Source organism: Rubrivirga halophila, from assembly GCF_046845755.1.
GTDB lineage: Bacteria > Bacteroidota > Rhodothermia > Rhodothermales > Rubricoccaceae > Rubrivirga.
The window spans coordinates 3,276,369-3,290,828 of sequence record NZ_CP177357.1; the positions used below are offsets into that span (position 1 = coordinate 3,276,369).

The 14,460-nt window shown below is 74.0% G+C and carries 9 protein-coding genes; 6 read left to right on the forward strand and 3 right to left on the reverse strand.

Annotated features, from left to right (window positions below):
- Positions 1-290: 290 nt before the first annotated feature.
- From amrB to lysS, 5 genes are all read left to right on the forward strand, one after another.
- Complete coding sequence (gene amrB, locus ACLIRP_RS14345; RefSeq protein ID WP_412061148.1) at positions 291-1,073, forward strand: AmmeMemoRadiSam system protein B; 783 nt, start codon at positions 291-293, stop codon at positions 1,071-1,073.
- Positions 1,074-1,092: 19 nt separating this feature from the next.
- Complete coding sequence (locus ACLIRP_RS14350; protein ID WP_412061149.1) at positions 1,093-2,064, forward strand: Rossmann-like and DUF2520 domain-containing protein; 972 nt, start codon at positions 1,093-1,095, stop codon at positions 2,062-2,064.
- Between the two features lie 261 nt (positions 2,065-2,325).
- Entirely contained in the window at positions 2,326-2,901 is a 576-nt protein-coding gene (locus ACLIRP_RS14355) for a hypothetical protein (protein ID WP_412061150.1), read from the forward strand.
- 104 nt (positions 2,902-3,005) lie between these two features.
- Positions 3,006-4,130 carry a saccharopine dehydrogenase family protein gene (locus ACLIRP_RS14360; protein WP_412061151.1) on the forward strand — a complete coding sequence of 375 codons (1,125 nt, stop codon included), beginning with the start codon at positions 3,006-3,008 and terminating at the stop codon, positions 4,128-4,130.
- A 329-nt stretch (positions 4,131-4,459) separates the two neighbouring features.
- Positions 4,460-6,085 (forward strand): lysine--tRNA ligase, encoded by a 1,626-nt coding sequence (gene lysS, locus ACLIRP_RS14365; protein WP_412061152.1) that lies wholly within the window; start codon positions 4,460-4,462, stop codon positions 6,083-6,085.
- A 75-nt stretch (positions 6,086-6,160) separates the two neighbouring features.
- On the opposite strand, the gene ACLIRP_RS14370 is transcribed toward lysS, so the two are convergent.
- From ACLIRP_RS14370 to ruvB, 3 genes are all read right to left on the reverse strand, one after another.
- The gene (locus ACLIRP_RS14370) at positions 6,161-9,526 is read right to left on the reverse strand and encodes a CHRD domain-containing protein (protein ID WP_412061153.1); all 3,366 of its coding nucleotides are present in this window, start codon (positions 9,524-9,526) and stop codon (positions 6,161-6,163) included.
- 151 nt (positions 9,527-9,677) lie between these two features.
- A complete protein-coding gene (locus tag ACLIRP_RS14375) occupies positions 9,678-9,992 on the reverse strand; it encodes an antibiotic biosynthesis monooxygenase (RefSeq protein WP_412061154.1) in 315 nt (104 codons plus the stop codon).
- A gap of 58 nt (positions 9,993-10,050) precedes the next feature.
- Positions 10,051-11,103 (reverse strand): Holliday junction branch migration DNA helicase RuvB, encoded by a 1,053-nt coding sequence (gene ruvB / locus ACLIRP_RS14380; RefSeq protein ID WP_412061155.1) that lies wholly within the window; start codon positions 11,101-11,103, stop codon positions 10,051-10,053.
- 246 nt (positions 11,104-11,349) lie between these two features.
- On the opposite strand from ruvB, the gene ACLIRP_RS14385 reads away from it, so the two are divergent.
- Positions 11,350-14,430: an ATP-binding protein gene (locus ACLIRP_RS14385; protein ID WP_412061156.1), complete on the forward strand. Its 3,081-nt coding sequence runs from the start codon at positions 11,350-11,352 to the stop codon at positions 14,428-14,430.
- The last annotated feature ends 30 nt before the right edge of the window (positions 14,431-14,460 follow it).

Below are 14,460 nucleotides of genomic sequence, written 5' to 3' on the forward strand. Positions count from 1 at the left end.
GGTCGGCGCAGCCAGGGTGAGGGTGTCGGCCCCACGCATGCCCACCGGCGGACGCAAGCCCGGCCCAAGCGTGGCACCGTGTTTGGGTAGCCTCTCTTCTCAGGCGTCGGCGCGCCGACGGGCCCAATACCGGGGCCCGACGGAATCGACCGGCGACGCGCACCCCTCTTGAAGTGTCTCACCCCACGGCCCGACCTTTCCCGCCTCGGCATCCCGCGCGCCCCTCGCGCGTAGGGAGCCGGCGCGTCGGGCGATCTGGCGCGCGTCCCCTCCACGCCCCGCCTCCCCCCATGAGCCTCGCCTCCCGCGCGGTCTACCCCTCGCAGCCGGCCCCGCTTCGCAGCCAGCTCGACGGCCTGCTCGCCGCCGCGCCCGCCAGCGACCTCCCCGCCGACGCCGTCGTCGGGCTCATCGTCCCGGACTCCAACCGGACGTCGGGCGGGCCCGCCGCCGCCGCCGCGTACACGCTGCTCGCCGGCGCCGCCATCGACACCGCGCTCGTCATCTCGCCGAGCCACCACGGCGCCTTCGGCCGCCTGTCGATCTGCCAGACCGACGCCTACCACACGCCGCTTGGCGAGGTCGCCGTCAACGACCACCTCCGCAACGAGCTCTGCGACGAGGACGACGACATCTTCCTCGACGACACGGGCCACTACCACACCGAGGGCGCCGACGTGCAGCTCCCGTTCTTGCAGTGCGTGCTCGGCGACGCCTTCGACACGGTCCCGATCGTGATGGGCGACGAGAGCCCGGCCTCGTGCTTCGAGCTCGGCCGCGCGGTCGGCGAGATCATGTACGGCAAGCGCGCCGTCGTCGTCGGCTCGTGCGACGTGATCGACGGGGACGCCCCAGCGCTGGCCGCGCTCCGCGCCGCCGTCGAGGCCCTCGATCCGCACGCCGTCCTGCGGCTGATGGCCGACGACGCCGTCAAGGTGGAGGGCATGGGCGCGATCGCGACGACGCTGATCGCCGCGACGGAGCGCGGGGCCACGGCCGGCCGCGTGCTCGTGCTCGACGCCGCCACCGACGCCGCCCCCGGCACCCTCGCCGCCGTTTTCTGGAAGGGCTAGCGCCCGCTCCCCCCGCCCCATGGACACCTACTCTTCGGCCTTCGACTCCTCCCGCCCGGCCGTCGCCATCGTCGGCGCCGGCGCCATGGGGCGCGCGCTGGGGCTCCGGCTGGTCGAGAGCGGGTATCCCGTCGAGATGGTGATCAGCCGGTCGCTGAGCTCCGCCGAGGCGCTCGCGGCCAAGCTCGGCGCGCGCGCCTCGGACCGCCTGGGCGACCTGCCCGCCGTCCCGCTCGTGTTGCTGACCGTCCCGGACGACCAGATCGCGGACCTGGCCGAGACGCTCGTCGACGCGCCGCGCCCGTGGCGCGGCGCCGTCGTGCTCCACACCTCGGGCGCGCAGACGGCCTCGGCGCTGGAGCCGCTCCGGGCCGAGGGCGCGCGGACGCTGTCGTTCCACCCGCTCCAGGCCGTCACCCGCGACGCCGACGCCGACACCCTCGCGGGCGTGGCCGTCGGCATCGAGGGCGAGGAGCCGGGCCGCGCCGCCGGCATCGAGCTGGCGGTCGGGCTCGGGATGCGCTACCTCATCGTCGCCGCCGACGCCAAGCCGCGCTACCACCTCGCCGCCGCGATGGCCTCGAACCTGCTCGTCACGCTGATGGGCATGGTGCAGGAGGTGCTGGCGTCGATCGACGTCGACCGCCGCCAGGCGATGGCCATTCTCGGGCCGCTCGTCCAGGGCACGCTCGACAACCTGTCGTCGGGATCCGTCGAGGAGGCGCTCACCGGCCCCGTCGCCCGGGGCGACCTGGGCACGCTGCGGATGCACGGGCTCGCGCTCCGCAAGCACCTCCCCCACCTCGTGCCCGCGTACGCCGCGCTGTCGGTCGAGACGGTCCGTCTCGCGGTCCGCGCCGGGACGCTGTCGCCGTCGCGCGCCGAGGACGTGCTGACGCTGATGGAGCGGATGGTGACGATGCCGCTCCCCCAGGCGACACCTACGCCCGACACGCCCCGCCCGCCCGCCCCGTCGCGCGCGACGGCGTAGGGCGTGAAGAGAAGAGGCGTAGAGGAGCAGAGGACACTATTCAGGCTCCTCGATTCCTCTTCTCGTCCCCTCCTCTTCTCGCATGTCACCCCGGGCCGGGCACGTATGCCCTCGGTTTGCGAAGGCCTCGCGAAGGCCCTGTGCAGCTCGTGCGCCGGAACGGCCAAGCGTCGATGGGATCGCACGGTGTACGCCTCGTCTCCTTCATGTGGCGCGTTTCTTCGCCGATTCTGATGCCAGCGGGCCCCGGTCCGCGTGCTTATGACCCCGATTGATTCTCCCGTCTGTCCCGACACGTTGACCCCCGAGGCCGTCGCTGCGCTCGCCGAGCGGAGCGTCGCTCGGGAGTCCGCTGCCGCGTTCCAGTCGCTGCTGGCAGCGGCGGCGTGCGCGGTCCGCGAGACGCACGGGGCCGTCGGCCTGGCACGCGACGCGGCGCTGAGCGCGGGCCAGCGCGACCGGCTCGCGGCCGTGGCGACCGGCCTCGACGGCGTCGTGGCGGCGCTCGGCGCCGGCGTCTCGGCCCAGGCGCGGTGCCTCGACCGCCGGAGCCCGGCCGACCTCGCGCGCGCTGTGCTCCGCCCGGCTCCGGGCTGGCTCCCCCGCCTGCGCGAGCGGGCCGCCGAGGCCGCCGGCCGGCCCGGCCCCTCACCGACCTGGCTCGCCGCCGCGAGCGCCGCCGTTGAGGCCCTGGGCCAGTCGGCCGAGCACGTCGCGACGCTCGCCGCCGGGCAGCCCGGCCCGTCGTCGGCGCGCGCCCTGGGCGACCGCGTCGCCGCCCACCTCCGCGACGCCCGCGACGCCGTGCTGGCGGACGTGGCCCGGCTGGTCGACTAAAGGAGCCGGAGGCGGCTCGATGGATCGCCGCGCCTTCACACGGCGGGCGCAACCGCGGATCGGCGCGGCGATAGGTTGGGCCGCTCCCCCCGACCGCCCGTCCCATGTCCGACGCCTCTGCCCCCTCCATCCTCATCGTCGGCGCCGGCGGCATCGGCGAGGCCGCCGCCTACATGCTCCTGGACTGGGCCGACGTGCCCATCGGCCGCGTGGTGCTCGCGGACGCCGACGCGGGGCGGCTGGCACACGCACAGGCGTTCGTCGGCCACGCCGACCGGCTGGACGCCATCCACGCCCCCATCGCCGCCGAGCCGGCCCCGGCCCTCGCCCACGCCTTCGCCGACGCCGCCGTCGTGCTCGACTGCCTGCCCGGCGGGCTCGCGCCGACCGTCGCCCGGCTCGCGCTCGACCACGGCTGCCACTACGCGAACCTGACCGAGTACGTCGCCGAGACGAACGCGATCACAGACATGGCAGAGGGCGCCGAGACCGGCTTCCTGCTCCAGACCGGGCTCGCGCCGGGCGTCATCAACGTGCTCGGCCACCAGCTGATGCAGCAGTTCGAGGCCGACCACGGCGGCGCCGTCGACACGGTCGAGATGAAGGTCGGCGCGCTGACGCGCCACGCGAGCGGCCCGCACCACTACGGGTTCACGTGGAGCCCGATCGGCGTCGCGACCGAGTACGTCAAGCCCGCGATCGTGCTGCGCGACGGCGAGGTCCGCGAGGTCCCGTCGCTGTCCGAGCGCGGCCGGCTCGTGCTCGACGGCGTCGTCTACGAGGACGACCTCACCTCGGGCGGCGCGGCCGACATGCCGGAGCACTTCGCGGGCCAGCTCAAGCGGCTCGACTACAAGACGCTCCGCTACCCCGGCCACTACGCCTGGGTCGAGGGCATCCTGGACGAGACCGGCCGCGACCCCGACGCGCTCCAGGCGCGGATGGAGGCCGAGATCCCGCTCGTGGAGGACGACATCGTGGTGCTCTACGCGAGCGTGGAGGGGACCGACGGCGACGGCCACCGCCGCCGCCTCGACCGCAGCGTCGTCGTGGACCCGGTCGCCACGCCGAACGGGCCGATGCGCGCCATCCAGGCCACGACGGCCGCCGGGTTGGCGGAGTCGGCCAAGGTGCTGCTCGCGGGCGCCCACACCGGCGTCGTGCTCCAGATGGACCTCGACCCCAAGGCGTTCTTGAACGGCGCCTTCGTCGGCCGCGTCTACCGGTAGCCTCTCGCACGCTGCAGTCCTGCCCAGCTTCGTCATCCTGAGCGGAGTCGAAGGATCTCTGGTGCGACGGGGTCTCGCCTCTACGCCGAGAGCAGTACCGGGGCGGACCGCTCGCCAGAGATCCTTCGACTACGGCCTGCGGCCTTCACTCAGGATGACAGGCTTTAAGGGAGCGGGCACTCCCCTGCGCCTCTGCTCGCTCCTCATTCCTCGTCCCCGCGACCGGCGCGAGCCCCCCTCCCGAAGCCTCGGCGCAGAATGGCCCCCTCGGGCGGCGGCACGGGCGGCGGCGCGTAGACTGCCCGCCCCGCCCCGCCCCGACCCGACCGATGGCCCTCACTGAGCAAGAGCAGATCCGCCGCGACCACCTCGACGCCCTGCGCGACGCGGGCGTCGAGCCGTTCCCCGCCGACGCGTGGACGACCACGCACCACGCTGCGGACGTGGTCGGCGGCTATGACGACGCCCAGCACGACCCCGAGGCCGAGGGGACGACGCCCATCCGCGTGACGCTCGCCGGTCGGATGCAGACCGCGCGTGTGCTCGGTAAGGTGGCCTTTTTCCACCTCGCCGACGAGAGCGGGCGCGTCCAGATCCACGTCCGCCGCGACGACCTGGCGGCGCAGGACGCCGCGCTCACGGGCGCCGCCGAAGGCCGGGGGTTCTACAACGCCGTGTTCAAGAAGCTGCTCGACCCCGGCGACTGGGTCGGCGTCGAGGGCGAGGTGTTCCGGACGCAGAAGGGCGAGGTCAGCGTCCGCGCCGAGCGGCTCGTGCTGCTCTCGAAGTCGCTCAAGCCGCTCCCCGTTGAGAAGACGGTGACCGACGCCGAGACCGGCGAGACGACGACGTTCAACGAGGTCACCGACCCCGAATTCCGCTACCGCCAGCGCTACGCCGACCTCGCGCTCCACCCCGAGGTCCGCGACGTGTTTCGGACGCGGCACCGCATCGTCCGCACCATCCAGGGCTTCTTGGACGACCAGGGCTACGTCGAGGTCGAGACGCCGGCGCTGCAGCCGCTCTACGGCGGCGCCGCCGCGCGCCCGTTCACGACGCACCACAACGCGCTCGACATGCCGCTCTTCCTGCGGATCGCGGACGAGCTGTACCTCAAGCGCCTGCTCGTCGGCGGGTTCGAGGGCGTCTACGAGATCGCCAAGGACTTCCGGAACGAGGGGCTCTCGCGGTTCCACAACCCCGAGTTCACCATGCTCGAGCTGTACGTCGCCTTCCGCGACTACGACTGGATGATGGGGCTCGTGGAGCGGATGCTGGAGGCGATCGCCGTCGCCGTCCACGGCTCGACCGACGTGCCGCGCACGATCGGCGACGCGGCGCACACGCTCGACATGTCGGCCCCTTTCCGCCGCGTGCCCATGTTCGACGCCATCGCCGAGGCGACGGGCCACCAGCTCTACCGCGACGGCGCGGTCGCGGGTCGGGACGAGATCGCGGCCGTCGCGCGCGAGGTCGGCGTCGACGTCGACGCCAGCATGGGCGCGGGCAAGCTCATCGACGAGATCTTCGGCGAGGCCGTCGAGCCCGGCCTGCTCCAGCCGACGTTTATCACCGACTACCCCGTCGAGCTGTCGCCGCTGGCGAAGCGCCACCGCTCGAAGCCGGGACTGGTGGAGCGGTTCGAGCTGATCGTCGGCGGCAAGGAGCTGTGCAACGCCTTCTCCGAGCTCAACGACCCGCTCGACCAGCGCGCCCGCTTCGAGGACCAGGCCGGGCTGGCGGCGGCCGGCGACGACGAGGCTGTCCACACGATCGACGAGGACTTTTTGCGCGCCCTCGAGTACGGCATGCCGCCCGCGGCGGGCCTGGGCGTCGGCCTGGACCGGCTCGTGATGCTGATGACCGACCAGCCCTCCATCCGCGACGTGCTCCTCTTCCCCCTCCTGCGCCCAGAGACCGCGAGCGCCGCTGGCGACGCCGAGGACGAGGGCTGAGGCGCCGCCCCCAAACCGGACGCGGCCCGGCCCCTCGTAGGAGCCGGGCCGCGCATCGGACCGCGAGCGAAGTCGCTAGCGGAGGACCGTGAACCGGGCCGAGGTCACACCGTCGGCCGTCCGGATGCGGACGAGGTAGGTGCCGGCGCCGAACGCGCCCGCGTCGAGCGCAACGGCCTGGCGGGCCCCCGCCGTCATCGCCCCCACGGGCTGCGAGAGCACCCGGCGGCCGAGCATGTCGAACACCTCGACGGTCACGTCGCCGGTCTCGGGGAGGTCGAGGAGCAAGCGGACCGCCCCGCGCGTCGGGTTCGGCGCGGCCTCGACGGCCAGCGCCAGCGCCGTCGCGTCGCCGTCGCGCTCGACGCTGGCGCCCCGGGTCAGCGTCACGGCGGCGGCCGTGCCGGCCGTCGTGAAGCTGCCGTCGCTGGCGATCGCCCGGTGGTAGACGGTGATCATCTCGCCGTCGGCGACGCCGTTGTCGGCGAGCAAGGCGTTGATGTTGGCGACGGTCGCCTCAAACGTCGGCGTGGTGCCCGCGGCGGCGTCGAAGACGACCGTCGTGAAGGCCTGGTCGAGCGCTACCTGCCAGCGGTACGCGACCGTGTTGGCGTTGGGGTCGCCGCCCGTCCACGTCACCACGAAGGGGGCCTCGCCGTCGCCGGAGAGGTCGACGGACGCGCCGTCGGCGGGCGACGTGATTGCCGGAGCGACCGGCGCGAGGTCGGTGCTGACGAGCACCTGGCCGCGGATCTCCCCGCTCGGCGTGTCGACCGAGTGGACGTTGACGTAGTAGCCGCCGGCCAGGAAGGCTGCACGTTGCTCGTCGGTCAGCTCGAACACGTTGTCGGCCGAGGGGAACGCCCCCGCCCGGTTGTCGGCCTCCAGCGCGACGACGAGTGGGAACACCACGCCGCCGTTCTGGGCGACGGGCCCGAGGTGGAGGTGCGCCCCGACGGCGCTGTTGAAGTCGCTCGCGAGCCCGGCGAAGGCGCCCGACACGGTCAGCGTGGACCCGTCGAGCAGGGCGAGCACGCCGCCCGTGGCGTCGGTGTCGACAGCCGGCACCTCGTTGGCGCCGACCAGCCACGCCTCCAGCGGACGGACCGCGACGGGCACGGCCTGCCCCCGGAGCTCGCCGCTGGCGATCGCGTCGGAGTGGATGTTGACGTAGTAGCCGCCGTCGACGAACTCCTGCGCGTCCTCGGGCGTGATCGTGAACCGGTTGGCGGCCGCCTCGAAGGTGCCGCTCGCGTCGTCGCCGCCGACGGCCGTCGTCAGCGAGAACGCGATGTCGCCGTTCGCGCCGATGCGCGCCTCGTGGAGGTGCGCACCGCCCCCGACGGCCTCGTTGAAGCCGGCGATGCCGGAAAAGGCGCCGCTCAGGATGGCCGTGCCGCCCGCGATCTCGACGACGGCGCCGCCGCGCGCCTGCGAGCCGTTGGCCGGCACCTCGGCGCGCCCCGAGAGGACGGCCCGGAGCTGCGCCGACGACGCCGGGAGGGCCTGGCCGCGCACCTCGCCCGACGGGATCGCCGTCGAGTGGACGTTGACGTAGATGCGCCGCTGCTGGAGCGCCGCGATCTGGTCGGCTGTCAGCTCAAACGTGTTGGCCGAGGCCTCGAAGCGGCCCCCGCGCTCGTCGCCGTCGACGGCCGCCGCGAGCGGGCGCGTGACGCCGCCGTTCTGACCGGCCAGCCCGATGTGGAGGTGCGAGCCGACCGCCGCGTTGTACGCGCTCTCCAGCCCGGCAAAGCTGCCGGACGCCGTAAAGCGGTTGCCGACCAGTTCCAGCGCGAGCCCACCGCCAGCGGCGCTCCCGTTCGCCGGCACCTCGTTCGATCCGCCCAGGACGACAGTGAACGGCACCGAGGCGGCGTTGAGGACCTGCCCCCGGATCTCGCCCGACGGGACGGCCTCGGAGTGGACGTTGACGTATACCCCGCGCGCGGCGAGCGCCGCCGCAAAGTCGCCCGAGACCGTGGTCGTGTTGTCGCCGGCGGCGAAGACCCCGTCGTCGGTGCCGTCCAGCGTCGGCGATAGGGCGACGACGACGCCGCCGTTCTGGCCCGCCAGCGCCGTGTGGAGGTGCGCCCCGACGGGCTCGTTAAAGTCGTCGACGCCGGCGAAGCTGCCCGACGCGATCAGCTGGTCGCCGAGCACCTCGACGATCACCGCGCCGCCCGCCAGCGACGGGACGGCCGGCACCTCGGCGCTGCCCGAGAGTGTCGCCCGGAAGGTGGTTGAGCCCGCCGCGACAAGCTGCCCGCGGATCTCGCCCGAGGCGATCTCGGCGGAGTGGACGTTGACGTAGACCCGCCGCTCGGCAAGCGCCGTCGCCTGCTCGTCGGTCAGCGTGAACGTGTTGTCGGCCGGGAGGAACGTGCCGCCCCGGTTGTCGGCGGTGAGCGTCGGGACGAGGGGGAGGATGACGCCGCCGTTCTGCCCGGCGTAGCCCACGTGGAGGTGCGCCCCGACGGCGCTGTTGAAGTCGCTCCCGAGCCCGGCGAAGGTGCCCGAGACGGTCAGCGTGGTCCCGTTGACGTCTGCGACGACCGCGCCGGTCGCGTTCGAGACGGTCACCGGGACTTCGTTGCCGCCGGAAAGGTTGGCGCGGTAGGCCGTCGCGACGGACGGCACGAGCTGCGCGCGGATCTGGCCCGCGGGGAACGCCTCCGAGTGCACGTTGACGTAGAGCTGGCGCCGGTCGAGCGCCTCCATCTGGTGGGCCGTGAGCGTGAACGTGTTGCGGCCGGCCTCGAACGTGCCGCCGCGCTGGTCCGCGTCGAGCGTCGGGTCGAGGGCGACTTCGACGCCCCCGGCCTGCCCGGCGTAGCCGCGGTGGATGTGCGAGACGGTGTAGTCCGACGCGAAGCCATCGAACCCGCCGGTGACCGTCAGCGCCGAGCCGTCGAGAACGGCCGAGATCTCGCCGCTGGCGAGCGTCACGTTCGCCGGCGGCGCCTCGTTGCTGCCCGAGAGCGCGGCCGTGTAGGTCGTCGTCCCGCCGCTGCCCGCGTCCACGATCTGCATCGAGAGGCCCATCAGGCTGTGGTTGCCGCACTGGTAGTACAGCACGTCCGGCGCGCCCGTGGGCACGGTGAACGTCAGCGTGGAGGTGCCCGTGGCAAAGTTGCCCGTCACGCCGTCCGAGAAGACGCCGGCCCCGGCGCCCGTCGCGCTCGTGGAGAGATAGAAGGGGTGGACGCTCGAGACGTTGTTCATCACGAACGTGTACGTCTGCCCGCGTTCGAGCGTCAGGTCCGGCACCTCAGCGCCGTCGATGAGGTAGGCGGAGGGATGGCCCTGGCCCGCGTTCGGGTGGGCGGAGGTCTTCGTGGCCACGGTGACGTCGAACGACGTCTGCGCGTGGAGCGGGCCGGCCAGCACGAGCGCCGCGAGGGCGACCGCGGCGAACCGGCGGAGGAGGAGCAAGGTCATCAAAAGGAGGGAGAAGGGATCTGTCTGCGTTCTCCTCCCAACACCCCGCAGATCCGACCCGGCCTCCAGTTCAGGGGTCGTCTGACCGGCTGCAGCGCCCTGTCCTACACGCCCCCCGGTCCCACCGGGTCTCGGCGCCGAGACCCGGCGGTCAGGGGTGGTGCTCGGCGACCTCGTAGTGGGTCGCCCGCGCGTCGAACCGCGCCAGCAGCTCGCGGGCGGCCGTCGGCACGACGGCCCGCTCGGGGTCGTCGCCCGCGAACGCCCGGACGGCGGCCCAGTCGGCGAACCGCATGACGGTCACGAAGGCCACCTCGTCGCCCTGAACGCGGCGCAACACCTCGATGCCCCGGAAGCCGGGCGCGGGGTCGGTCAAGAAGCCGTCGGCGATCTCGCGCGCGAGGAAGGCCTGGTACGCGTCGGCGTCGGCGGGCGCGGTCCAGCCGTGCCAGAATCGGACGATCATCGGGGCGTGGGTTGGGGAGCGTGGAACGTAGGGGCGGCCACGCCCCCCGCCCCACGGCCTACCCGATCAGCTCGTCGAAGATGTCGGACTGCTTGAGCGGCGGGACGATGTCGAAGTGGTCGTAGGCCCGGCGCGTGGCGACCCGGCCGCGCGGCGTCCGCGCCATGAACCCCTCCTGGATGAGGTACGGCTCGTAGACCTCCTCGACGGTCCCGGCGTCCTCGCCGACGGCGACCGCGATCGTCGAGATGCCGACCGGCCCGCCGTCGAACTTCTCCATGAGCGCCGTCAAGATGCGGGCGTCCATCTCGTCGAGCCCGGCCTCGTCCACGTCGAGCGCGTTGAGGGCGTGGTCGGCGACCGCTCGGGAGACCTTGCCGTCGCCCGGGCCCGCCTCGGTCTCGACCTCGGCAAAGTCGCGCGTGCGACGGAGCAGCTTGTTGGCGATGCGCGGCGTCCCCCGCGAGCGCCGCGCGATCTCGTACGCGCCGTCGTCGTCGATCTCGACGTTCATCAGGTTCGCGCTCCGGTGCACGATCCGGTGAAGGGTGTCGACGTCGTAGTAGTCGTAGCGGAAGTCGACGCCGAACCGGGCGCGGAGCGGCGCTGTGAGCAGGCCCTTCCGCGTCGTCGCGCCGATGAGCGTGAACGGCGGGAGCGCGATCCGGACCGACCGCGCGCTCGGGCCCGAGTCGATCAGGATGTCGATCGCGTAGTCCTCCATCGCCGAGTACAGGTACTCCTCGACGACCGGCGAGAGCCGATGGATCTCGTCGATAAAGAGGACGTCGCCCTCGTTGAGGTTCGTCAGCAGCCCGGCGATGTTGGCCGGCTTGTCGAGCGCCGGGCCCGACGTGCTCTTGACCTCCGACCCCATCTCCTCGGCGATGATGTACGCCAGCGTGGTCTTGCCCAGGCCGGGCGGACCGGACAGGATGACGTGGTCGAGCGCCTCGCCGCGCTGGAGGGCAGCCGTCACGAAGACGCGGAGGTTGTCCTTGATCTTGGGCTGGCCGATAAAGTCGTCGAGCGCGCGGGGGCGGAGCGCCTTCTCGAGGTCGGCGTCGGGCGTGGAGGTCGGCGCTGAGGCGTCGCGGGGGGCGGAGTCCATCGGAATGCAGGTGTTTGCCGCAAGGTAGAGGCTGGGTATGACAGGGCGCGTCAGTGACCGGAGGCGGTGCCAGGGCTGTCGTCCACCGGCGGGGGTTTCTGCCGTGCGGCGCCGCGAGCGCCAACCCGTTGATTCCTACCGGCCTCACCCACCACCCTGTCGACATCCTATCCGAAGAGCGACCGGGCGATCCCCGAAGTCGCTGCGGAACGGGGGTATTTAGCGCTCCCACCACCGAGAAGACACGTGCCGAGTCGATGGATCGTCGGGGTCGCGGCGCTGCTGGCGGCCGGCGCCCTAGCCCAGCCGGCAGCGCCGGCGGACGTGCCCGCCCGCGTGACGCAGTTGACGCGCGCGGCGCTCGACGCGCCCTCTCCCGACCGCGGCCGCGCACTCGCGGAGGAGGCCTTGGCGCTCGCCCGCCAGGCGGGGTCCCCCACGGGCGTCGGGCAGAGCCTGCACGCCGTGGCCTACGCCCGCTACCACCAGGGCGAGGTCGGCACGGACCGGCTCTTTTCTCAGGCCGCGGCGACGGCCCGTCGCGCGGGCGACCGGCGCACCGAGGGCGTCGCGCGGGCGTGGCAGGGCATGGTGGTCGGCGATCGGGATCGGGACCGCGGCCTGGCCCTCGGGCGCCGGGCCGTGGCCGTCCACGAGGCGATCCCGGGCGCCGCCGGGCGCCGGGCCGTGCTGGTCTCGCTCAACATGCTCGCGAACCAGCACACCTTTGCGGGGCAGGCCGCCGAGGCCGCCGCGCTCCACCGCCAGATCGTGCGCGAGGCCCGCACACTCGGCGACGCCAAGAGCGTCGGGCTCTCGTCGCTCTCGCTCGGTGACATGGCCCTGGCTGCTGGCGACCTCGTCGGCGCGCTCGGCCACTACGACGATGCGGAGACGGCGGCCGTGGCCGCCGACGCCGAGACCGACTGGGGCACCGACGCCCGCGCCGGCCGGGCCCGCGTCGACGCGGCTCTCGGGCGGGTCGACGTGGCGGCGGCCACGCTTCGGCAGCTGGCTGCCGCCGAGACCGCGCAGGGACACGCTGGGTACGCCTCAGGCTACTACCAACTGCTCGGCGACGTCTTGCGAGAGGCGGGCCGGACCACCGAGGCCATCGCCGCTTATCAGGCCGGCTACGACGTGCTGGCGACCTCCGACTTCGCCCGCTACCGGTTCGAGTTCCGCGTCTTGGAGGCGGCAGCCCGGGCCGGCGACGGCTGGAGCGAGGCGGCCCGACGCGCACTTCGCCCTGCCGCCGACTCCGTGCTCGCCGCCCCGTCCGACCCTGGCGTCCACGCGCTCGCGCTGACGCTGCTCGCCCGGGAGGCCCGTCTCGGGGGCCGCCCTGACCAAGCCGCCGCGTACGCCGCCCGCGCGACATCCGTGGCTGATGGGGCCGCGTTGGCCGGCCCCGCCCGCGACGCGTACGCCGAGCGCGCCGACGCCCTCGAGGACGCCGGAGACCCCGCCGGCGCGCTCGCGGCGTTTCGTCAGTCGGCCGCGCTGTCCGACAGCCTCCGGAGCACCGAGCAGGCCCGCGAGGTCGGGCGCTTGCAGGCCGAGGCCACGTTCGCCGACGAGCGTACCGACGCCGACCGCCGTCGGCGGCGGCTGTGGACCGGCCTCCTCGCCCTCCTCGCCATCGGCGGGCTGGGCACCGCGTTCGGGGTCGGCCACCTCCGGACGGTCCGCCGCGCGAACGCCGAGATCGGGCGCCAGGCCGACGCGCTCGCCTCCGCGAACGCCGACCTCGCCCAGACGAACGCCGTCGTCCGCGAGGCGCGGGAGGCGCAGGCCCGCTTTTTCCAGACGGCCGGCCACGAGCTCCGGACCCCGCTCACGCTCACCGTCGGGCCGCTCGACGACCTCCTGCGCGAGCGCCACGGCCCGCTCCCCCCGGACGTCCGCCGCGCCGCCGACCTGGCCTTCGCGAACGCCTCCCGCCTGCGCCGCCTGGTCGACGACCTGCTCGACGCGGCCCGCCTCGACGCCGGGCAGACCCCGTTCCAGCCAGCCCCGACCGAGCTCGCAGCCCTGGTGGAGGCGTCGGCCCAGCGGTTCCATGCCCTCGCCGAGCGGTCGGACGTCACGTTGGCGGTCGACGCCGGGGCCCCGCTCCTGGCCGTGGTGGACGCCGCGACCGTCGAGCGGGCCCTCGGCAACGTGGTCGCCAACGCCCTCCGGCACACGCCGGCCGGCGGGCGCGTCGAGGTCCGGCTGCGCGGTGGCGAGGGCGAGGCCCGGATCTCGGTGGCCGACACCGGCGACGGCATCGCGTCCGACGCCCTCCCCCACTTGTTCGAGCGGTTCTACCGCGCCGACGAGCGGGCCGGGGTGGGGACGGGGCTGGGGCTCGCGCTGGCGCGCGAGTGGACGGAGCGCCACGGCGGCCGTGTCGAGGTGGCGAGCGCGCCGGGCGCCGGCGCCACCTTCACCCTCGTCCTCCCGCTGCCCGACCCCACGCTCGCGACCGATGCCGATGGGCACACGGCGCGCGCGCCGGTCCCCGACGACGACGCCCTGCTGGTCTTGGTCGCCGAGGACCACGACGACCTCCGGGCCTACGTCGCCGGCCACCTCGAGCGCGACCTCGGCGAGCCCGTCCGCGTGGTCCAGGCCGCCGACGGCGACGCCGCGCTGGCCCTCGCGCTCGACCTCCTCCCGGACCTCGTCGTCAGCGACGTGATGATGCCCGGCCTCGACGGGTTCGCGCTCACGCGCGCGCTCAAGGCCGACCGCCGGACGAGCCACGTCCCAGTCCTGCTGCTCACGGCCCGCGCCGACGCGCCGGGCGCCGTCGCCGGGTTCGAGGCCGGCGCCGACGGGTACCTCGCCAAGCCGTTCGACGCCGACGTGCTCCGAGCCCAGGCCGCTGGCCTCATCGCCGAGCGCCGCCGCCTGCGCGCGGGGGCCGGGCCCGCCGCCAACCCGGCCGGCACCGGCGCGACCGGCACCCCGGCCCGCCAGCGATCGGCCGGCGGGGACTCCGCCCCCGGCGAGCTCCAAGCCCCCGGCCTCTCGGTCGCCGACCGCCGGTTCCTCCGCGAGGTCGACGGCGCCATCGCGGCGGGCATCGGGGACCCGCAGTTCGGCGCCGAGGCCCTCGCCCGGGAGGTCGCCCTCTCGCCCCGCCAGCTCCGGCGGAAGCTCCGGGCCGTCACCTCCGACACGCCGGTCACTCGGATCCGCCGGGCACGCGTGGAGGCGGCCGAGGGGCTCCTCGCCGACGGCCTCTCGCTGACGGAGGCCGCGGGGGCCGTGGGCTATGCCGACAGTGGCGGCCTCCGCCGGGCGCTGTCGGCCGTCCGTGGCACCCGCGAGGACTAGACCGAAGACCCACATTTGAGGTCGTGCGGG

Excerpts from the sequence above, each read along its gene's own strand:
- amrB (WP_412061148.1), top strand. The coding sequence starts at position 291 with ATGAGCCTCGCCTCCCGCGCGGTCTACCCCTCGCAGCCGGCCCCGCTT.
- ACLIRP_RS14350 (WP_412061149.1), top strand. The coding sequence starts at position 1,093 with ATGGACACCTACTCTTCGGCCTTCGACTCCTCCCGCCCGGCCGTCGCC.
- ACLIRP_RS14355 (WP_412061150.1), top strand. The coding sequence starts at position 2,326 with ATGACCCCGATTGATTCTCCCGTCTGTCCCGACACGTTGACCCCCGAG.
- ACLIRP_RS14360 (WP_412061151.1), top strand. The coding sequence starts at position 3,006 with ATGTCCGACGCCTCTGCCCCCTCCATCCTCATCGTCGGCGCCGGCGGC.
- lysS (WP_412061152.1), top strand. The coding sequence starts at position 4,460 with ATGGCCCTCACTGAGCAAGAGCAGATCCGCCGCGACCACCTCGACGCC.
- ACLIRP_RS14370 (WP_412061153.1), bottom strand. The coding sequence starts at position 9,526 with ATGACCTTGCTCCTCCTCCGCCGGTTCGCCGCGGTCGCCCTCGCGGCG.
- ACLIRP_RS14375 (WP_412061154.1), bottom strand. The coding sequence starts at position 9,992 with ATGATCGTCCGATTCTGGCACGGCTGGACCGCGCCCGCCGACGCCGAC.
- ruvB (WP_412061155.1), bottom strand. The coding sequence starts at position 11,103 with ATGGACTCCGCCCCCCGCGACGCCTCAGCGCCGACCTCCACGCCCGAC.